General features: G+C 54.2%; 18 protein-coding genes. 4 read left to right on the forward strand and 14 right to left on the reverse strand.

The genetic code is table 11. From position 1 onward, the window contains the following. Positions 1-72: 72 nt before the first annotated feature. A complete protein-coding gene (locus K365_RS0114675) occupies positions 73-993 on the reverse strand; it encodes a TIGR01777 family oxidoreductase (protein ID WP_024335183.1) in 921 nt (306 codons plus the stop codon). Positions 994-1,161: 168 nt separating this feature from the next. On the opposite strand from K365_RS0114675, the gene K365_RS0114680 reads away from it, so the two are divergent. Continuing rightward, positions 1,162-2,076 carry a malate dehydrogenase gene (locus tag K365_RS0114680; RefSeq protein WP_024335184.1) on the forward strand — a complete coding sequence of 305 codons (915 nt, stop codon included), beginning with the start codon at positions 1,162-1,164 and terminating at the stop codon, positions 2,074-2,076. Then, positions 2,069-3,007, forward strand: a complete 939-nt coding sequence (mdh, locus tag K365_RS0114685; protein ID WP_024335185.1) for a malate dehydrogenase — start codon at positions 2,069-2,071, stop codon at positions 3,005-3,007. Before K365_RS0114680 ends, mdh begins: the two co-directional genes overlap by 8 nt. A 26-nt stretch (positions 3,008-3,033) precedes the next feature. On the opposite strand, the gene K365_RS0114690 is transcribed toward mdh, so the two are convergent. Both K365_RS0114690 and K365_RS0114695 read right to left on the reverse strand, forming a co-directional pair. Next, positions 3,034-3,393, reverse strand: coding sequence for a type II toxin-antitoxin system RelE family toxin (locus K365_RS0114690; RefSeq protein WP_024335186.1), 360 nt, complete (start codon positions 3,391-3,393; stop codon positions 3,034-3,036). 9 nt (positions 3,394-3,402) lie between these two features. After that, the gene (locus K365_RS0114695) at positions 3,403-4,635 is read right to left on the reverse strand and encodes an anion transporter (RefSeq protein ID WP_024335187.1); all 1,233 of its coding nucleotides are present in this window, start codon (positions 4,633-4,635) and stop codon (positions 3,403-3,405) included. A gap of 235 nt (positions 4,636-4,870) precedes the next feature. Between K365_RS0114695 and K365_RS0114700 the strand changes: the two genes are divergently transcribed. Further along, a complete protein-coding gene (locus K365_RS0114700; RefSeq protein ID WP_024335188.1) occupies positions 4,871-5,326 on the forward strand; it encodes a YbhB/YbcL family Raf kinase inhibitor-like protein in 456 nt (151 codons plus the stop codon). A 2-nt stretch (positions 5,327-5,328) separates the two neighbouring features. On the opposite strand, the gene K365_RS0114705 is transcribed toward K365_RS0114700, so the two are convergent. Continuing rightward, entirely contained in the window at positions 5,329-5,736 is a 408-nt protein-coding gene (locus tag K365_RS0114705; RefSeq protein WP_024335189.1) for a hypothetical protein, read from the reverse strand. Between the two features lie 97 nt (positions 5,737-5,833). On the opposite strand from K365_RS0114705, the gene K365_RS0114710 reads away from it, so the two are divergent. Beyond that, positions 5,834-7,489 (forward strand): ABC1 kinase family protein, encoded by a 1,656-nt coding sequence (locus K365_RS0114710; RefSeq protein ID WP_029725368.1) that lies wholly within the window; start codon positions 5,834-5,836, stop codon positions 7,487-7,489. A 100-nt stretch (positions 7,490-7,589) separates the two neighbouring features. On the opposite strand, the gene K365_RS0114715 is transcribed toward K365_RS0114710, so the two are convergent. From K365_RS0114715 to K365_RS0114760, 10 genes are all read right to left on the reverse strand, one after another. Continuing rightward, complete coding sequence (locus K365_RS0114715) at positions 7,590-8,642, reverse strand: PstS family phosphate ABC transporter substrate-binding protein (protein WP_024335191.1); 1,053 nt, start codon at positions 8,640-8,642, stop codon at positions 7,590-7,592. A 66-nt stretch (positions 8,643-8,708) separates the two neighbouring features. Then, on the reverse strand, positions 8,709-9,995 hold the full coding sequence (pstA, locus tag K365_RS0114720) for a phosphate ABC transporter permease PstA (RefSeq protein ID WP_024335192.1): 1,287 nt from the start codon (positions 9,993-9,995) through the stop codon (positions 8,709-8,711). Continuing rightward, positions 9,988-11,379, reverse strand: coding sequence for a phosphate ABC transporter permease subunit PstC (gene pstC / locus K365_RS0114725; protein ID WP_024335193.1), 1,392 nt, complete (start codon positions 11,377-11,379; stop codon positions 9,988-9,990). The genes pstA and pstC overlap by 8 nt, the downstream gene beginning before the upstream one ends. A 115-nt stretch (positions 11,380-11,494) precedes the next feature. Beyond that, entirely contained in the window at positions 11,495-12,055 is a 561-nt protein-coding gene (locus K365_RS0114730) for an MlaC/ttg2D family ABC transporter substrate-binding protein (RefSeq protein ID WP_245569183.1), read from the reverse strand. Positions 12,056-12,103: 48 nt separating this feature from the next. After that, entirely contained in the window at positions 12,104-12,661 is a 558-nt protein-coding gene (locus K365_RS0114735; protein WP_024335195.1) for a hypothetical protein, read from the reverse strand. Positions 12,662-12,758: 97 nt separating this feature from the next. After that, positions 12,759-13,991: an aminotransferase class I/II-fold pyridoxal phosphate-dependent enzyme gene (locus tag K365_RS0114740; RefSeq protein ID WP_024335196.1), complete on the reverse strand. Its 1,233-nt coding sequence runs from the start codon at positions 13,989-13,991 to the stop codon at positions 12,759-12,761. Between the two features lie 158 nt (positions 13,992-14,149). Further along, on the reverse strand, positions 14,150-15,196 hold the full coding sequence (tdh, locus tag K365_RS0114745) for an L-threonine 3-dehydrogenase (protein ID WP_029725370.1): 1,047 nt from the start codon (positions 15,194-15,196) through the stop codon (positions 14,150-14,152). A 28-nt stretch (positions 15,197-15,224) separates the two neighbouring features. Then, the gene (iscB, locus tag K365_RS0114750) at positions 15,225-16,763 is read right to left on the reverse strand and encodes an RNA-guided endonuclease IscB (protein ID WP_337833252.1); all 1,539 of its coding nucleotides are present in this window, start codon (positions 16,761-16,763) and stop codon (positions 15,225-15,227) included. Between the two features lie 210 nt (positions 16,764-16,973). After that, positions 16,974-18,425, reverse strand: a complete 1,452-nt coding sequence (locus K365_RS0114755; RefSeq protein ID WP_024335199.1) for a trimethylamine methyltransferase family protein — start codon at positions 18,423-18,425, stop codon at positions 16,974-16,976. An 11-nt stretch (positions 18,426-18,436) separates the two neighbouring features. Continuing rightward, entirely contained in the window at positions 18,437-19,894 is a 1,458-nt protein-coding gene (locus tag K365_RS0114760) for a trimethylamine methyltransferase family protein (protein WP_024335200.1), read from the reverse strand. Positions 19,895-19,986 lie beyond the last annotated feature (92 nt).

The raw sequence follows: 19,986 nt of genomic DNA on the forward strand, positions 1-19,986 counted from the left end.
TTCACTGTAATGGATTCTTATATCAAATTTCAGGGTCAAGGCAAATACCTTTTAACCTGAAGCCGGATTTTCTCACGCAGGGGCCGGATTGCCGAATATGGCGGCCAGGGCTGATTCAACATCCGGATAGGAAAAGGCAAACCCTTGGTTCATCAAAGCCCTGGGCACGGCTTTCTGGCTGTTGAGCAGCGAGGATCCCAACTCACCCATGACCAGTTTCACCATAAATCCAGGCGCAGGCATCACGGCAGGTCGACGCAGGACCTGTCCCAGGGCTTTGGCAAACGCACGCTGCCGCACGGGTTTGGGCCCCACCATATTATAGATTCCCCGGGAATCCGGCGTCTGGATCAAAAAACTCATGGCTTTTACCAGATCATCCACATGAATCCATGGAAACCACTGGTATCCGTTTCCCAGCGGCCCGCCGGCAAACCATTTGAATGCCGGAGACATCACGGACAAAGCGCCGCCGTCCCCCAGCACCACACCGAACCGCATGATCCGCACCCGGGCTCCGGTCTTTTCTTCCGCAGCAAGCGCAGCTCCTTCCCAGTCTTTACACACCCCGGCCAGAAAATCGCTGCCCAGGGCCGCATCTTCGGCAAGTTCCCGTTCTCCGGCATCTCCATAAATACCCGCAGCAGAGGTACTTAAAAAATCAACCGGTTTGTCAGGCACCATGGCTTCCACCAGATGGCGGGTGGTATGGATCCGGGAATCATAAATGGCCTGTTTGTAAGTGTTGGTCCAGCGCTTGAAAATATTACGACCTGCCAGGTTAATGATGACATCTGCATCCGCCACATGGTCCTGCCAGGGGCCCGACCGGGTGGTATCGGCTGATACCCACTCAAAACTGTCAGATGCCTGGATGTCAGGATGCGAACCGGAAGTCCCCAGCCCGGTCACATGCCAGTCAAAATCCAAAAAATGTCGGACCAGATGCTTGCCGACAAACCCTGAGGCCCCGGTGATCAATATGCGTTTCATGGGCACTCCTTCATTTAAATTTCATTCATTTCAGGCCTGCAAATTGCATTAAACCTATTATTCACCATCAATGCACGAGTTGTGCCAAAGATATTATTGGGATTGACAATGATGAGGATATCAGCTTACGTTAATCGCATCAACCATAACATTGACAAGGAGGTTTTCATGATCGGAATCATCGGCAGCGGCAATGTCGGGGCCAATACCGCTTTTTTCCTGGCGGAAAAAGGGGTGGACCATGTCACCCTTTTCGACATTCAGGACGGTCTGGCACAGGGAAAAGCCCTGGACATGATGGAAGCCGCCCCTATCCGGGGATACCGCACGGTCATTTCAGGGGCAAATGATCCTCAGGATGTACTGAATGCGGATATCGTCATCATCACGGCCGGAGCCGTACGCAAACCCGGTATGGATAGAGATGCCCTGTTTCAGGCCAACAAAGACATCATCATCGACTATGCAAAGAAAATCAACCGGCCGGACACCCGGGTCATCATTGTCTCTGAACCCGTGGACCTGCTTACCACGCTGTTTGCCCGGCATTCCTCTTTGTCCCCAGACAAAATCATGGGCCTGGGAGGGATTCTGGATGCCACCCGGCTGCGGTTTCTCATTGCGGACGAGCTGGGCGTTTCCATGGAAAATGTCGCGGCCCAGGTGGTGGGAAGACACAGCGATGACATGATCATCCTGCAGGACTATTGTTGCGTATCCGGGGTACCTGTTGAACATTTTCTATCCCGCGAAACCATTGACCGTTTGTTCGATCAGACCCGTCAGGCCGGCAGCCTGATCGTGGAACTGGCCGGCCGGGCCAGCGCCTATTACGGGCCGTCGGCCGTGGCCGCAGACCTGGCTGAAGCCATCTGCCATGACACGGGCCGGGTTTTGTCCGTGTCCCGGATGCTGTCCGGCCAGTTCGGCATTACAGATGCCGCGTTGTCTATGCCCTGCGTAATCAACCGCATGGGTGCATCCAGAATATTGGAACCCAGTCTGGACAACAACCAGATCGACATCCTGAAAATCGGGGCCCGGGCCATACAAGCGACCATCAAGGAGGACACCCATGCCTAAAGTATCCATTATCGGCGCCGGAAACGTGGGCGCCACAGCCGTGTATTACATTGCGGAAAAAAACCTGGCCGACATCGTGATGGTGGATGTGGTAGAAGGACTTCCCCAGGCCAAGGCACTGGACTATCTTCATGCCGCGCCCATGAGAAATTATCAGGTCCACATCCTGGGCACCAATGATTATCAAGACATCAAAGATTCGGATGTGGTGATCCTCACCGCCGGGATTCCCCGGAAACCGGGCATGGACCGCATGGATTTGATGAAAATCAACGTGGATATCGCCAAAAAAGCGGCCCAGGCTATTGCCGAATACGCCCCCAATGCCGTGGTGGTGGTGGTGTCCAATCCCTTGGATGTCATTGCCATGGCCACGCTCCAGGAAACGGGATTCGCCCTCAAGCGGGTCATGGGCATGGCCGGAGTCCTGGATGCCACAAGATTCCGGTATTTTATCGCGGAAAAACTCAACGTGTGGCCCGGGGATGTCATGGCCATGGTCTTAGGCGGTCATGGGGATACCATGGTGCCCTTACCCCGATACACCCGGGTGAACGGCATTCCGGTCACACAACTGATTGGGCCGGATGATCTTGAAAAACTGATCGACCGCACCCGAACGGGCGGGGGAGAAATTGTATCCCTGCTTAAACAGGGGTCTGCGTTTTATGCGCCCGGGGCTTCGGTTGCCAAGATGGTGGAAGCCATCATCAAGGATGAAAAGCGGGTGGTGCCGGTGTCCGCCTATCTGCGGGGAGAATACGGGTACCAGGATATGTTTCTGGGGGTACCTGCCCTGCTGGGAAAAAACGGGGTGGAAAAAATCCTGGAACTGCCTTTGACGGATGCGGAAAAAACGGCGCTGGATGCCTCTGCCGAAGCCGTCAAAGACGGGGTGGAGACCCTGCGGTCTTTTTTCTCTCCGGGATAAGGCGGCTCAGTCCATGGCCCTGTTTTCTACTCCAGCTGCTTGAGCTTTTTTTTGTCTTTTTTATGATACAGGTCAAAAAAGATCACGCTGTTGTTGGGGATGGGGCCGCAGTGCAACCGCTTGTTTTCCTTGAGACATCGTTCGCACCAGTAATAAATGAGCCGGTAGTCCCGGCGGCCCACATATTTTTTGAGCCTGCCGTGGTACACCCCTTTCATCTTGCCGTCTGAGATGGACGGGTCGATCAGCAACCGGTCAATGGTTTTCCGGATCCGCTGATACCCTTTGGGATCGGCCTTTTGCACCTGATTCAGCTTGGTTTCGAACAGGTCGGTGGGATAGTACCGCCGATCAACGACAAACACGGAAGAAAAAATATGATTCATATCAGCCTTTCAAATGATGGCAAACCATGCCCATAAAATCACCAGGGAAACCAGGGTCACAGGCGCGCCCACGGCTGCATGACGCAGAAATGAAATCCGTATGCCGTGAATGGATGCCTGTTCCACCACGATGAGGTTGGCAATGCTGCCTAAAAGAAACAGGTTGCCGGCAAACGTGCTGGATACTGCCAGGGTGTACCATTGAACCGGTTCTGCCGGATCCAGAAACGAGATCAAAAGCATGGCTGCCGGCACATTGCTGAAAAGATTGCTCAACAGCGTGGATATACCGGCCAGAACCGGCAGATGGCTCAGATGCATGCCCATGTCCGACAGTCGGACCATGGCCCATTCCAGGTACCCGCTGTCTGCCATTCCATGAATTATGATAAAAAGCGCGCAAAACAGGGTAATCAGATGCCAGTCCACCAGTCCCATGATATCTCTGGTTTTCATTTTCCGGCTGCACAACAAAACTCCGGCAATGCAGATGGCGGAATATTCTCTGGGGATACCAGTAAAAAAAAGCCCCACGAGGATCACAACGGCGATTCCCCCTTTTGCCGTCTGCCACCGGTCAAACAAAGGCCCGGGGACTTTTCGGCCATCCAGCGGGTCATCCAGAAATCCTTTCCGATCCCCACACTGAAATCCTGTCCAATACATCCACAAAATAATGGCGTATCCGGCAACCAGAGCCAGCAGTGAGGGGGGTGCGCACCAGAAAAAAAACGCCATAAAATCCAGATATCCGGTCTGTCCGATGAGCATGTTCTGGGGATTGCCGATGATGGTGGCAGCGGATCCGATATTGCTGGAAACCGCCAGACCGATCAGAAACGGCAGCGGGTCCAGTTTTGCTTTTACCAGGGAAACCGCCAGTACCGGCGTGAATGCAAAGCACACGATGTCATTGGCCAGCACCGCGGACAACACCGCGCTCACCCCCATAAGTATCCCCAAAAAAATCCGGGGCCGGGCATAAAAAGGAACGATCAGCAATGCCACCCGGGTGTAGAAACCGCCCAGACGCAACTGGGCGGAAATGATCATCAATGAATAGAGCAGCAGAATGGTAGGTAAATGAATCGCCTGCACCGCGCCTTCCAGCGTTACCACCCCGCACACCACCATGGCGATGGCACCCAGCAGGGCCACGCCCACCCGGTCGATCACCAGCCCGGGAATTTTTCCCAAGGCAATGCCCAGATAGGCAACACTGAAAATGGCAACCGTTAACATGTCAACACTCGTTTTCCCCGGCAACATAGCATGAAATCATGAATTCACACCCAGTCATCAAAATTTCATAACAACTATAGCTGCCACGGCATTATGTCAAGTGCCAAACAGGGGCAGCCCAAAGCAAACAATCCCCCATTGACGAAACAAGCGGATATGCATAGAATAAAAGAGTAAAATGTCACAACGGATATCGTCAAATTGTTAACCCTTTTCAAACCCATGGGAGGTTATCATGAAACTGACCAGTTCCGCATTCAAACCGGGAGAAAGAATTCCGTCCATTTACACGTGTGACGGCGACAATGTGAACCCGCCTTTGGAGATCACGGGGGTGCCTCATGAAGCCGAAAGCCTGGTACTGATCATGGAGGATCCGGATGTTCCCAGACATCTGCGGGAGGACGGCATGTGGGATCACTGGGTGGTATTCAATATGCCGCCGGATACCAGAACCATTGAAGAAAACACGGAGCCCGACGGTATCCCCGGCATCGGCACCAACGGAAAAACCGGATATTTCGGACCCTGCCCCCCGGATCGGGAGCACCGGTATTTCTTCAAGGTATTTGCCCTGGATACCCGGCTGGATCTGCCTGAAAAAAGCACCAAAGCAGACGTGGAAACAGCCCTGGCCGGCCATGTCCTGTTCCATGCCGAACTGATGGGCACTTATGAACGAAACAGCTAGGTTCAAAACCGCAGAAACGGAATCGCTTCCTGATATTCACCGTTTGCCTCTTTCTGATCCGTTGAAAAATCGGATTCCGGCACCCATTGATACGCCTTGATATCCGTTGTATCGGAAAGAGGCAGAGCACAGCTTCTGGATTTGGGAAACGGCCCGTCAGAAGATTGAAACCGGGTCACGACCGCCTCTTCCGGGCTGTCCGCGATCTCGATGATATCTTCCACATAAACGACCTGAATATATTTAAAAAGCGGATCCTTGATATCTTCTTTGATGATCTGGATGCGCTGTTTAAAATTCTGAAGTGCCAGTTCCGGGGTGCCGGCCTTGACCAGGCAGGTAAAATAGCCATGTCGTTCCATGCCGGACGGGGTGATCTCATCAAATGAAAAGTGCCCTGAGTACAACATGTTCAACCTCCTTTCATTGGTTGAAAATATTTTAGATCAAGTGCCCATGGAATAGCAACCCATATTGACAATCCCATTGCAAAAAGAAGATCCTTTTATGGAATTCAAAACATTCACCCATCTGGCCCGGTTAAAGGACATGGCCATCATCATGGCCAGATTCGGATTTGGGGACATCATTCAGCGTCTGGACCTGCCGGTGAAACATCTGATGCACAGCGTCTCGCCTGAAACCGATACAGACACGGATGTGTACCAGCGCATCCGGATGGTCATCGAAGAACTGGGCCCCACTTTTGTCAAACTGGGACAGATCTTGAGCATGCGGCCCGATATCCTGCCCGTGCCCATGATCCGGGAGCTGACAAAACTCCAGGATGCTGTGGGAACCATTTCTTTTGATGAGGTCAAGCAGGTGCTGGAGCAGGAGTTTGATACCCCGCTGGAAAAACTGTTTCGATCCTTTGATCCCAAACCGCTGGCAGCCGCATCTTTGTCCCAGGTGCACAAGGCAATCCACCCGACCCTGAACCGGGTGGTGGCTGTGAAAGTCCGGCGGCCGGGCATTGTCAAAACCGTTGAAACCGATCTGAGTATTCTGGAGGTTTTGGCTGAAAAAATTCACAACAACATGGAAAGCATGCAGGTATATGATCTCCCGGGCATTGTGGCGGCCAACCGCAGAACCCTGCTCAAGGAGATGGATTTTTCCAGGGAAGGCCGGTATATCCAGATTGCCAAATCCAAGATTGAAACCAACTCCGACATTGTCATCCCCGACGTGTTCACTGAATACAACACCCCGAAAGTCCTGGTCACGGCATTTATCAAGGGAACCAAAATCACGTCCCATATGGATCTGCCGGTAGAAGAACGCAAAGCCCTTGCCGTGAGCGGGATGCAGTCCGCTGTGCTTCAGATTCTGGAACACGGGTTCTATCATGCAGACCCTCATCCGGGCAATATGGTGATCACAGTTGACAAGCGCCTGTGTCTCATGGACTGGGGCATGGTGGGCCGGCTCACACCGGAGGAAAGAAACGATCTGCTGTTTTTCATCCGGGCTGCGGTAGACAAAGACAGCCGGAAACTGGCACAGATGGTGCTGAGCATTACAACGGCCCGCAAAAGTGTCAATGCCCGCCAACTGGAAAAAGATCTGATGGAGATCATGGATGTGTATCTGTCTTTACCCTTGAAACAGATCCGGGTGGGATCGCTGCTGGAAGACCTGGTCGGGGTGTTGAAATCCCATGCTTTGCGGCTGCCGGCGGACATGTCCATCGTCATCAAGGCGCTGATCACCGTGGAAGGCACGGCCCGGATGCTCTACCCGGAGCTGGATGTGATTTCAGAAGCCAAACCCCATGTGCGCCGGCTGGTGTCCCGGCAGTACTCCAAAGGCTATATCTGGCAGCGGCTGCGCAACAATGTCTCTGCCATGTGGGGACTGCAGCAGCACCTGCCCCAGACGGTATCCACCATCCTGAAAAAAATCGAACACGATAACGTGACCATCGGATTTGATCACAAGAATCTGAATCCGTTGCAAAAAGCCCTGGAAAGCAGCTTCAACCGCCTGACTCTGGGCATTGTTTTAGGCGCCATGATCATGGGGTCCTCCATGATCATCACCACGGGCGTGGGCCCGCTGCTCTTCGGATACCCGGCCCTGGGCATGGCCGGATACCTGATTTCCGCCGTGATCGGCTTGTGGCTGATCATCACCATTATCCGGGGCAAAGAGTATTGACCGGTATCTCACGGCCCGTGCCACCCAAAATGCCATAAAAAAATAAACCGGGCAGATGCAAAAGCACCTGCCCGGTAATCAGTAAAAAACTGGATAGAGATTACAGATCGGAAGCAGAGAGCGGGGTCAGATTTTCAACGGCCTGACGGAACTGTTTTCTTTCCGCTTCAGGCATGGGAATCAGACCTTTGTCCGTCAGATATCCCTCGTCTCCCCAGGCTTTCTCACTGGTAAACTCGGCCAGAAATTCCCGGATCCCGGGAATGCTGTCCACATGGGCTTTTTTCACATAGAAAAACAACGGCCGGGACACGGGATAACTGCCGTTTGCAATGGCTTCAAACTCCGGGGCAATGCCGTCCACAAGCGCGCCCTGAAGCTTGTCTGCGTTCTGATCCAGAAAAGAGAACCCGAAAATACCTAAGGCATCGGGATTGGTATCCAGTTTCTGCACGATCAGGTTGTCGTTTTCACCGGCCTCGATATAGGCGCCGTCTTCACGAATGGTGTGACACAGGGCTTTGTAGGCTTTTTTGTCCTGGCCTTTCAGATCGGCAATCCAGGCAAATTTTTTGGCACCGCCTTCCATGGCCAGTTCCACAAACGCGTCCCGGGTACCGGAGGTGGGCGGCGGCCCCAGCACTTCGATCTTGATGTCCGGCAGAGATGAATTCACATCTTTCCAGGTTTTGTTGGGATTGGGCATGGTTTTACCGGCCACGTTTCCGGAGGGGACATCTTTGGCCAAGGCCAGAAAGATATCCTTGCGGCTCAGCTTGAACAGCGGGGCTCTGTTGGAATTGGCAATTACAATCCCGTCATACCCGATTTTCACCTCAACGATTTCGGTTACCCCGTTGGCTTTAGCCGCTTCAAATTCAGATTTTTTAATCCGCCGGGAGGAATTGGTGATGTCCGGATATTCAACGCCCACGCCGGCGCCGAACAGTTTGTGCCCGCCGCCGGATCCCGTGGATTCAATGGTCGGGGTTTTGAAACCGGTCGCTTTGCCGAAATTTTCCGCCACCACTGTGGCAAACGGGTATACCGTGGATGATCCCACAATGGAGATATAATCCCGGGATGCCGCACCAACATTACCAATGCCCAGGGCAAATACCAGGGCCAGACTTGCAATCAACATTTTTTTCATTTGTTTCTCCTTTAAACGATAAATTAAATAACACATGCATTCACATTCTTTTTATTTCACACTTGCTTACCACCTTCTTTCAAACTTTTTGCGCAAAAACACGGCCAGAGCGTTCATGGTCACCAGAAACGCCAGCAGCACCATGATGGCGGCGGATGTTTTTTCCAGAAACGCCCGTTCCGGACTGTCGGCCCATAAAAAGATCTGCACGGGCAGCACTGTGGACGGATCTGTGAATCCGCCCGGGATGTCCACGATAAAGGCCACCATGCCGATCATGAGCAACGGCGCGGTTTCTCCTAACGCCTGGGCCATGCCGATGATGGTGCCCGTGAGCATGCCCGGCAAAGCCAGGGGCAGCACATGGTGCATCACCATCTGGGTTCTGGACGCCCCCACCCCTAAGGCGGCCTCCCGGATGGAAGGCGGCACGGACTTTAATGCGGCCCGGCTGGCAATGATGATGGTGGGAAGCGTCATCAATGTCAGCACCAGTCCCCCCACCAGGGGAACGGACCGGGGCAGGCCGAAAAAATTAAGAAACACGGCCAGGCCCAGCAGCCCATAGACAATGGAGGGCACGGCCGCCAGATTGTTGATATTGACCTCGATGATATCGGTCCACCGGTTTTTGGGGGCAAACTCCTCGAGATACACGGCAGCGGCCACCCCAATGGGAAATGACAGCAGCAACGTCACGATCAGGGTATAAAAAGACCCGGATACGGCCCCCTTAATACCGGCCAGTTCCGGCTCCCGGGAATCTCCGGCGGAAAAAAACGTGGTATTGAACCGTTTTTCCAGCCGTCCCTGTTCCTGGAATTCATCGATCCAGGACAGCTGATTGTCTTTCACCCGGCGTTCCGCTTCCGGCACGTCCCGCCGGATATGGCCTTTGACCACCATGTCCACATCATCGTCCGCCGGCACCCAGATCTGGATCACGGACCCGATCTGGTTCTGATTTTTCCGGACATAGTCCTGGAGCTGATACGCCGCCCCGTTGCTGACCATGCCATAGAGCTGCCGTTTTTCCCTGCGGGTTGTCACTTCCGGAAACATGTCTGCCAAAGACTGTTTGACCAGACCCTGGTAATTGGCATCAGCCAGAGACCCGGCATCCAGTATTTCGGGATCCAGATGGATATCCAGTTGAACAAAGGTCTGCTGAAATGCTGTGTACCCATTGGCTGAAATACTGACAAACAGAAACACCAGAAAAATCATGGATAAAATAATGGCAACAATGCCGTAAAGCCGGAACCTTTTTTCCGCCCGATACCGCCGGGCCAGGCCCTGATTCACGATATCCATTGTCCGGGCGGTCCGCTGATTTTGGATAAGATTATTCATATTGCTCTCTGTATTTTCGCACCACCACCAGGGCGATGACATTCAGAATCAGGGTGATGACAAACAGCAGCAGGCCCAATGCAAAAGCAGCCAGGGTCTTGGGGCTGTCAAACTCCTGGTCCCCCACCAGCAACGTAACGATCTGGACCGTCACCGTGGTCACGGTTTTCAACGGATTCACGGTCAGGTTGGCAGCCAGTCCGGCGGCCATGACCACGATCATGGTCTCGCCGATGGCCCGGGACACGGCCAGCAGCACCCCGCCCACAATGCCCGGAAGCGCGGCCGGCAACACCACCAGACGGATGGTTTCACTTTTGGTGGATCCCAGGCCCAAAGCCCCGTCCCGCAAAGACTGGGGCACGGCATTGATCACGTCATCAGACAGGGAAGACACAAAGGGAATGATCATGATTCCCATGACCAAACCCGCAGCCAGGGCACTTTCCGATGATACGTCCAGCCCCAGGGTGACCCCGGCGTTCCGGATCATGGGCGCCACCACCAGGGCCGCAAAAAATCCATACACCACCGTGGGGATCCCGGCCAGGATCTCCAGCAGGGGTTTGGCCACGGCCCGGAACCGTTTGTCTGCGTATTCCGACAGATAAATAGCGGACATCAGCCCGATGGGCACGGCCACACACATGGCAATGGCGGAGATGAGCAGGGTTCCCATGAATACGGGGATGGCACCGAACGCCCCGGAAGAACCCACCTGGTCCGCCCGGATGGCCATCTGAGGGCTCCAGTCCAGGCCGAATAAAAATTCATGGACGGGAATGACTTTGAAAAACCGGATCGCTTCATACAGCACGGACAGCACAATCCCGATGGTGGTGAAAATAGCGATGGAAGCGCACGCCACCAGCAGATATTTCACCAGGGTTTCCACATGGTTTCTGGCCCGCAGCACCGGGGTGATTCTCTTTTGGATCCAAAGGATTCCGGCAATCCCCGCGACCAGGACCAGCACGGCCAATGCCGCATGACTGAGGGTTTGAAGACGGATGTAATGGTCGGCTGCCGCCTGGATGGCAACACTGATCTCACCGGAAACAATGTCGGCATGCACCAGGTTTTTGACATCGTTCATCAAAAGCCCGAGACGGTCGGAAGGCAGGGCCTGAAGATCGGACGGCAACCCTGCAACCACCAGCTGGGTGATCACCGTGGGTCCAACGGCCTGCCAGAAAATAAATATGGCCAGGGCCGGAACAGCACACCACAAAGCAGCCAGTGCGCCGTAGTAAGTGGGTCTGGAGTGCAGTATCTGCTGTCCTTTGCCCGTGGCTTGTGCCACGGTAACTGCTTTTTTCCGACCCAGATAATATCCGGCCGTCGTAAGCATCAGCAGTACCAGCAGCAAATTGGAACTAGACATGATCACCTTGCAATAAAAAAAGGGGTTATTCACTGAACTGACCGTGAAAATACCCCTTTTTTACAAGGAATTGTTTAACAAATGATGAGCAGAATGTTAGAAAATGATGAGCAGATTATCCATTGGAAGCTGTTTTTTGCTCAAGCTCCTGAATCATTGATTCAAAGGAACCCGATTCCAGCATCCGGGCGAACTGGGACCGGTAATTGGCCACCAGACTGACGCCTTCCACCACAATATCATATACCATCCACTGACCGGCCTCGGTCCGGTACATCCGGTAATCAATGGGAATTTCAATGGTATCCGTGAAAATTTTCGTATCGATCTGGGCTTTGTCGTTCCGGACCTGTTCCTTGACAAACTCGACCTTTTCATCCGTATAGGACTCAATTTTTCCCACATAGGTCTCTTCCAGAAGCCGGGAGAACAGTTCCACAAAAGTCTGCCGTTCTTCATCCGTCCGCCCCCGCCAGTGACGGCCCAAGCTGAACTGGGACATTTTTTCAAGATCAAACCGTTCATATATTTTTTTGCGCAGGGCCTCCCGCCGAAGGGCGGTGTTGGCCTCCCCTTTGAACGCATCATCCTTTAAAACACCCAGAATGGCATCGATACCGGCTTCAAGCTGGGTCCGGGGGGAGATATCTTCCGCATACCCGGGAACCGGTGCCACCAAACACAGGCTCCATATCAAACATATGAGCACGATTTTTTTCATGAATTATTTTTCTTTCTGGATATTTTGCGTGAGCGCCGTTTCTATGATGGCTCTGGAAAAAGGCGGAGAAACGTTTTTCGTGTGGTCGGCACCGGGTTTCTGGTTGGGTTTGTGACTGGCACCACTGTATGCGGTAAGGGTCTTGTCACTGAAATGGATCTGATAATTGGGGCGGATGCCTTTTCCAGTGGTGCCCAGACACACGGTGGCATTTTCATCTGTCCCGATATTGTGCAACATTTTTTCCAGAAACACGGGGTTCAGTTCAGCCAGACGGGCCTCATCCCAGACAATACCTGTTTTGCCGGCTTTTCGGGCACCGGGTTTGGGCTTTAATTTATGAATCAAGGTTGACAGATTTTTCAGCTTGATCCCCAGATTTTTGACAGACCGTCTCTGGATCTCGCCTTCTGCCTGGGGTTTAAGAATCTTTAACTGTTCATTCACCTTTTCATACCCTTGTTTGGACTCTTCCAAGGCTTTCTGGTCGATCAGCGCATGCACATTTTTACACATGCGGTTTATTTCCTGTCTGGATTCTCTGAATTTATCAGGCTCCATGCTGTTGTTCTCCTTGTCAAAATTGGGTGAATCATACCCGGGTCAGGTTCAGACTGCCGGGCCAATTTTTTTATTCTACACTGATTTCACCCCGGTTTCAAGGAGTTGAAAAAAAAGCCCCCAGCAGGTCCAGAACCTGATCAATATCCTTCGGTGTATGGCAGGCATTGATCTGAAACCGGATGGTCTCATCCCCTTTGGGCACCACGGGAAAGGTCAGTCCCACCACCAGGACCCCGTGGTCATACAGATAAGATACCAGTTCATGGGTTTTCGCGGTATCCCGGACCATGAGCGGCACCACGGGGTGGGGACCGTCAATGGATTCCAGGCCCAGGCGATCCAGGCCTTTGCGGAACCGCTTTGTCTGGGCGGCCAGATGCGTAAGAAGGGCCTGTCCTTCCGGGCTGTCGCAGATTTCCAGGGCCTTGACGGCTGCGGCACAATCCGCCACGCTCAACGGATTGGTGTAGATGTAGGTATCCGCCTTCTGCCGCACCGCCTCGATCAGGGTCCGGCTGCCGGCAATGAACCCGCCGTTGACACCAAAAGCCTTGCCAAAAGTGCCCACCACCACATCCGGCCAGGCCCCGGCATATTCCGGGGTTCCCCGGCCGGTCTTTCCAAAGGCCCCGATACCATGGGAATCATCCACCACCGTGATCACCCCGTCCCGGAATTTTTCCTCATACTCCCGGCAGATTTCCACGATCTCATTGATGGGGGCAAAATCCCCCCGCATACTGAAAATCCCGTCAAAAATCACCACCACGCGGTCCATGTCCGGGCTTACGGCATCCAGGCAGCGTTTCAAATCCGCCATGTCATTGTGCCGGTAAATGCCTTTGTTCTCACTGGGCACATTGCTGATACGCATGGCCCGGATAATGGAGTTGTGGTTGAGCTGATCCCCGATCCAGTGGCTGTTTTTACCGGAAATGGCCAACGCCAGTCCGCAGTTGGCCGTGTAGGCGGAGTTGAAAATTTTGGCGGCCGGCTTGTCCACAAATCCGGCAATACGTTCCTCCAGGCTCACATGATGGATAAACGTGCCGTCAATGAACCGCACGGCCCCGGGCCCCACCCCGAATTCCCGGGTGGCCTGGTCCGCCGCCTCAATCAGTTCCGGATGGTTGGACAACGACAGGTAGGCATTGGAATTGAACCGCATGTATGCCTGGTCCGAGCCCACCAGCCGGTACCGGGGACCCCGGTCTTTTTCCGGCGGCACATATCCCTGAATGATCCGTTCCGATGATTTGGACCGGCCTTCTTCTTTCAGGGCCGCCAGTTCCAGTTCCAGGCTGCTGTCCAGTTTATCTGTACTCATCTGTCCTTCTCCTGTTTTATTTTCTGAGGTCATGCCTCATTTCAGTCTCTATTTTTATTGCACCACGAAGATCACGAAGGACACGAAGGGAGATAACTCATTCTCCCATCTTCGTGATCTTCGTGTCCTTCGTGGTAACCCGCTCCAACCCAATAAAATTACTGGGTCCGGGTCCAGTCCAGGATCACTTTGCCGGATCTGCCCGAGCGCATCACCTCAAACCCGTCTTCAAACTGGGTATAGGCGAACCGGTGGGTGATCAAAGGCGTGATGTCCAGGCCGGTCTGGATCATGGAGGTCATCTTGTACCAGGTTTCATACATCTCCCGGCCGTAGATCCCCTTGATGGTGAGCATGTTGAACACCACCTTGTTCCAGTCGATGGGGGTCTGGTCCGGCATGATCCCCAGCAGCGCTATTTTGCCCCCGTGGCACATATTGTCTAAAATCCCTGCCAAAGCCGAGGGGTTGCCCGACATCTCCATGGCCACGTCAAACCCTTCCTTCATACCCAGTGTTTTCTGGGCTTCCGCAATGGTTTGCCGGGTGACATCCAGGGCCAGATCGGCCCCGGCGGCTTTTGCCAGATCCAGGCGGTAAGGGTTGACATCCGTGACCACCACATACCTGGCCCCGGCATGCCGGGCAATGGAAACGGCCATGCACCCGATGGGGCCGGCCCCCGTGATCAGCACATCTTCCCCCAGCACGTCAAAGGACAGGGCCGTGTGGGTGGCATTGCCTAAGGGATCGAAACAGGCCAGGGTTTCCAGAGGAATTTTTGAATCACAATACCACACATTGGTCACGGGAATGGCCAGAAATTCGGCAAAGGCCCCGGGCCGGTTCACGCCCACCCCCTGGGTGTCTTTGCACAGATGCCGCCTTCCGGCCAGGCAGTTTCTGCAGTGGCCGCACACCAGATGCCCTTCCCCGGACACCAGATCCCCTTTTTTGAAGTCCGTCACATGGGATCCTATTTTTTCAATAGTACCCACAAACTCATGGCCGACATGCATGGGCACGGGAATGGTTTTTGCGGCCCAGTCATCCCAGTTGTAAATATGCACATCCGTGCCGCAGATGGCGGTACGCAAGATTCTGATCAGCACCTCATTGTGCCGGATCTCCGGCACGGGTACTTCCTGGAGCCACAGCCCCTGCTCCGGTTTTGCCTTGACAATCGCTTTCATGGTCTGTTTCATCCAGTTCTCCAAGTGGAAACCCCGTCATTCATGTCGGGGAGGAAACTTGGCTTGCAAAATTATACCCGTTCTGACGGGATATGATTTTGCAATACTTCCAGGATATTCCCTGGACGGTTTCCGTATTAGTTTGGATATTAAAGCTGCCGGACTTCCGGACAGCCACTCTGCAAATATACGTTCCTTTCTTCTTACCAGTAGGAACGATTGCTTTAACCATATCCCCGGTGGCAAAACCCTTTACCGTCTTTTGGGCCATTAAGGTTCCCCGGGGGAAGCCGTATTTATCCACACGGGTTCTTTGATAACTGCCCCGGCCCATGGCCTTTATCAGGAACACGTTTTGTTTCCAGCCGGATACCGAATCCACATGGCCGGTGCAGGCAGCATCCAGGCAATGGGTTTTGGGTATGTCCAGCCGGGACCGGTTGTATTTTGTCCTGCCACCGGTTGAGCATTCTACCGGCAGGCCCAGGTCCCTGAGTTCAAAAAAGATAGCGTTCCTGGTGGCGTTTACCGCTGCGGTTGATGCAAGGGAGGGCCTTTTACCTTCCAGAAACCTGGTGGCATTTTTTAACCGGACCTGATCTATCTTTTTCCGGGACCTGGATAAAAGGCTGATCCAGTCTGCCGGCTGCAGGTTCTTTTTTGATTCCTGGTTACAGGTTTTGCAGGCAATGGCCAGGTTACTGATTCGGTTTGATCCCTTATCCCCTTTTGAGGGATTGCGGGGGATGAAATGCTCAATCTCCAAGACCGGATCCTTGCTCAAGCCATTGCAGTAGGCACAAGTCCGGTTAAATTTTTCAAGCAGGTATTCTTTTACCTCATACCCGAACAGTGTGCCTTGCTGATACTCGATCCCTGAAATATCCGGGTTCTGCAGTTTCTGAGTATCGAACCGGACCCGTTCAAGGACAATGCCTGTGACCGGACAGAACCTTTGATACTTCTTTACCCAGGATAAAGTGTTATCCACCCGTGATCTGAGACTTGGCGGAAGCCACCCTTTGGGGCGGGTTCTGTTATCGAATCTTTTCTTCCGATACCAGAGGTTTGCGGTTCTTCGCCTTCTCCGGTAATTGGATCTTTGATCCAGTTTCTTCCGGATGACAGCGCCCCGGTGGGTTAATTCTGACAGGTGCAGGATTTGGGCATGACCGCCATCCTGTCTGACCACGGCCATGCCGGTTGTTTTGGCTCCGGGATCAAGTTTCACATTAACCGGCTGCACATCACTGTCTTCCCGGATCCGGTCAACGAGTCTGATGGTAAATGGAAACATCTGGTGAACCCGCGCCCGGCCCTGTGCAAGAAACTTTCTTGCCCTGGCCGGATGACACGGCATTAAGGGTTTACCTTTCTTGTCGAGTACAAAAACACGGCTTACGCCGTTCACCGCAAAGGCACCCATAGGGCACACGGCGGGTGACGGTTCAACCCTGGCATCGGTTGAACTCTCCCCTCGGGATTGTTGCACAGCGGCTGTATGCCCGGACCCGTTTCGTCCACACCCCTGAAGGTTGTCTGCAACCCGGGCTTCAAGAGGGCGGGACTGAGGAAGCATCCCGCCGTTGGTCTTTAGCTCTCTATGCAACTTTTAATGTTCTCCTTTTTTGTATTTGCCATTAAACTTTGAACATTTCCCTGGTCAACCATGGAGCCTTTTACAAGCTCCGGCCTTCAGGCCGGGGTAGTTGACGGGTATCTCCCTGTCAATGAGTGTCCGGCCGGCGTCTGATTCACCTGCGATCCTTGAATTCGGGTTACGCATCAATCAATGATACAGGGGCAGGTCATCCGGGTCCACCCCTTTTTTTTCCATAAAGGTATTCATGGCATTCAACACCCCGGGATCGATCTCTGGGGGCACATACCGGGCCAGCATCCCGTCCCGGGTATCCTGGATGTTTTTCAGCAGTTTTTCCTGGGGAGACATGCCGGTCAGGTGCCCCCGCAGCGCCACGGATGGGTTCCAGGTATGGGTCCGGCATTTTTTCATGGTGTCCATGGTGGTGAGAAACAACCCCCCCGGCCCCACGGATTCAATGAGATCGAAATTCAGGGTGGTGTCATCCACGATCATGTCATCCATATAGAATTGAATCATCTGGATAATCTCCAGGTCCATGATGAATTTTTCATACGAGATGGCGGCAAAGCTGTCCAGAATGCCGGCACTGTGCACGATCAGGCTCACTTCGTTCTGCAGGGCCGTGAACATGGACAGCATGCTCTCATACCCGGCCGGGGCGGACAGGCTTTTTGCATCCGTGACCGATCCTCCGGCCCGGCTGGGCACCCCGTAATACCGGGCCAGGGCCGCACAGTATTTTGCCTGGAGCGCATAGGCCGGGGATCCGATGGAAATATTGCCGGTTTTCATGTCCGACCCATAGCACTGGATTCCGAAAATCACCGGGGTTCCCGGATGCAGGGTTTGGGCCAGGCAGATGAGCCCTAACGCTTCGGCCGTGGCCATGGCCACATTGCCGGCCAGATCAATGGGACCCGTGGTGCCGGCCGCCACCCCCGGGGACAGAATCACGGGCTGGCCGTATTTTCCCGCCACATCCAGGGCCGCCAGCCCCGTGTCATCCACCTGGAGCGGGCTCACCGGGCTGATCATGGTAAGCACCCGGGGCGTCTGGACCAGCGGCGTTTTCCCGCCCGTGCGGATGGCCGCCAGGGCCATGATATCTTCCATGTGCTCCCGGCGGCCCGGAATGCCGAAAACACATTTGTCCGAATAGATCAGGGCCGCATACATCATGGCCAGGTGACTGACCTTAGCAGCCACATCCGAAGGCTGGGCCAGGATCCCGCCGTTAATGTGAAACAGGTCACTGACCTGTACCAGTTTCAAAAAATCCACATGATCCTGGAAAATAGCATTTCGGATATTGCCGTCCGGATCCATGACGGACGCGCATCCATAACCCGGGGCCAGGCTGGACGATCCATCTCCCAGGATCATGTCATGTTCCCGTGAAATACCGTGCAGGGTGAATTGTGCCGGGGCGCTGCCCAGCAGCGCATCCACCTGATCCGGAGAAAACACGGCCCGGTCCGCTTTCATGGATATTCCCTTTTCCGACAAAAGATCCAGATACGGCCGGCTTAAGATCCGGATACCGATCTCTGAGAGAATTCGCCGGGCCATGCCGTCCAGTTTTTCCAGATTTTCCAGGGACGGCTCCGGGGATTTCGGCAATTTTCGGGTCATCATGTTTTCTCCTGTCAACCAGCAGTCAGTTCCTTTACCCCGGCTTCCCGGATTTCTGCCATAGCTGCCAGCACTTTTTCGGGCAGCACCGGCACCTTGTGGTGATCCAGAATATCAGCCAGCCGATCCTGGATCCGTTGTGCCATATCTTTTTCCCCTTTTTCCTGCCAGATTTCATAGGGTTCTCTGGCCAGCAATTTTGATCCCCACACGGCCGTGCGGCAATGATCCACGGTATGGCGGTGGGCCAGAAAATGCCCGCCGGGCCCGATGTCTCCGATCACCTGCCGGGCAATGGTTCCGGCATCCACCCGGATCCCTTTCATGAATTTTTTCGCCATGCCCACGGCCTCGTTACCCAGCACCAGCTGGGCTGCGGAACACACCATGGCCTGGTCCAGATACCCCACGTCATGGATCAGGTTGAGCCCGGCCAGGGCCTGGGTGATGATGGAAAATCCGCTTTCCAGACCGGCCTGGGCATCCACCCCCTTGGCATCCGTGCACCCGGCATATCCCCAGGTGGGCAGATCAAACGACTGGGCCACTTCCGCCTGGGCCGAGATTCCCAGACTCATCTCCGGATATCCCACACCAAACACGCCCGTGGACATGTTCAGGATCTGGACATTGCCGCTCAGACACACGGGGCATCCGGGCTGGCGCAGCTGGGCCAAAACCAGACACATCAAAGATTCCGCCGTGATCAGGGTCACCACCCCGGCCATGGTCATGGGGCCCGTGGCCCCCATCTGCACAGCCGGTCCCGGCACCTGAGGAATAAAATAATCGGCTGCCGCAAAGATCCGGTCCACGGTTTCTTCCGGCTGCACCAAAGGAGAAATCGGTTCCGGATACAGGGCCAGGAACGGTTTCTGCCGCAGTTTGTCCATACCGCCGGCCACCTGGGCCGCCATTTCCAGCACCAGTTCTGTGCCCCGGCCGGAATACCCGATGAACACAATGGGCTTGACCGTGTGGGTCACCACGGCCTCAAACTCATACAGGTCCGCGGCAATGGCAGGTACGTCCTGGCACGATCCCATGGGCATGACCCAGTCAATGTTTTCACACGCATCCGCTACCTTTGCCCCGATGCTGATATCCGCCACCGTGGTGGGATGGATCTCACCGGTCCGGGCATCCTTGGTTCGCGGGCTGCCAGTGGAAGTGCCGTAATAGCTTTTCCGCCCCTCCACTTCCAAAGCCCGGTTTCCGTGCCGGTCATACAGGACAAACCCGTTGGGTGCCGTGGTCAGGCACTGCTTGACAATGAACTCCGGCACCCGGACATGGTCACCCGCCACCACGGCCCCGGCTTTTTTGAGCATCTGCCGGGCCCCGTCATGAAGCACCCGGAACCCCACACTGTACATGATATCAAAGGCGGCCCGGCGGATCTCGAATATCTGATCATCGCTCAATATCCGCATATAAGGCCGCTGCGACTGAATGGCGCCTGAATGAATCATTTCCCTGCTCCTTGCTGTGTCTGCCGGCATCGGTGCCGGGTATTGTCTTTATTATTTCGGCAATACCATAAAAACAGCGGCACTGCCAGCCC

Source organism: Desulfotignum balticum DSM 7044 (genome assembly GCF_000421285.1).
Taxonomy (GTDB): Bacteria; Desulfobacterota; Desulfobacteria; order Desulfobacterales; family Desulfobacteraceae; genus Desulfotignum; species Desulfotignum balticum.

Excerpts from the sequence above, each read along its gene's own strand:
- K365_RS0114675 (WP_024335183.1), bottom strand. The coding sequence starts at position 993 with ATGAAACGCATATTGATCACCGGGGCCTCAGGGTTTGTCGGCAAGCAT.
- K365_RS0114680 (WP_024335184.1), top strand. The coding sequence starts at position 1,162 with ATGATCGGAATCATCGGCAGCGGCAATGTCGGGGCCAATACCGCTTTT.
- mdh (WP_024335185.1), top strand. The coding sequence starts at position 2,069 with ATGCCTAAAGTATCCATTATCGGCGCCGGAAACGTGGGCGCCACAGCC.
- K365_RS0114690 (WP_024335186.1), bottom strand. The coding sequence starts at position 3,393 with ATGAATCATATTTTTTCTTCCGTGTTTGTCGTTGATCGGCGGTACTAT.
- K365_RS0114695 (WP_024335187.1), bottom strand. The coding sequence starts at position 4,635 with ATGTTAACGGTTGCCATTTTCAGTGTTGCCTATCTGGGCATTGCCTTG.
- K365_RS0114700 (WP_024335188.1), top strand. The coding sequence starts at position 4,871 with ATGAAACTGACCAGTTCCGCATTCAAACCGGGAGAAAGAATTCCGTCC.
- K365_RS0114705 (WP_024335189.1), bottom strand. The coding sequence starts at position 5,736 with ATGTTGTACTCAGGGCACTTTTCATTTGATGAGATCACCCCGTCCGGC.
- K365_RS0114710 (WP_029725368.1), top strand. The coding sequence starts at position 5,834 with ATGGAATTCAAAACATTCACCCATCTGGCCCGGTTAAAGGACATGGCC.
- K365_RS0114715 (WP_024335191.1), bottom strand. The coding sequence starts at position 8,642 with ATGAAAAAAATGTTGATTGCAAGTCTGGCCCTGGTATTTGCCCTGGGC.
- pstA (WP_024335192.1), bottom strand. The coding sequence starts at position 9,995 with ATGAATAATCTTATCCAAAATCAGCGGACCGCCCGGACAATGGATATC.
- pstC (WP_024335193.1), bottom strand. The coding sequence starts at position 11,379 with ATGTCTAGTTCCAATTTGCTGCTGGTACTGCTGATGCTTACGACGGCC.
- K365_RS0114735 (WP_024335195.1), bottom strand. The coding sequence starts at position 12,661 with ATGGAGCCTGATAAATTCAGAGAATCCAGACAGGAAATAAACCGCATG.
- K365_RS0114740 (WP_024335196.1), bottom strand. The coding sequence starts at position 13,991 with ATGAGTACAGATAAACTGGACAGCAGCCTGGAACTGGAACTGGCGGCC.
- tdh (WP_029725370.1), bottom strand. The coding sequence starts at position 15,196 with ATGAAACAGACCATGAAAGCGATTGTCAAGGCAAAACCGGAGCAGGGG.
- iscB (WP_337833252.1), bottom strand. The coding sequence starts at position 16,763 with ATGCTTCCTCAGTCCCGCCCTCTTGAAGCCCGGGTTGCAGACAACCTT.
- K365_RS0114755 (WP_024335199.1), bottom strand. The coding sequence starts at position 18,425 with ATGATGACCCGAAAATTGCCGAAATCCCCGGAGCCGTCCCTGGAAAAT.
- K365_RS0114760 (WP_024335200.1), bottom strand. The coding sequence starts at position 19,894 with ATGATTCATTCAGGCGCCATTCAGTCGCAGCGGCCTTATATGCGGATA.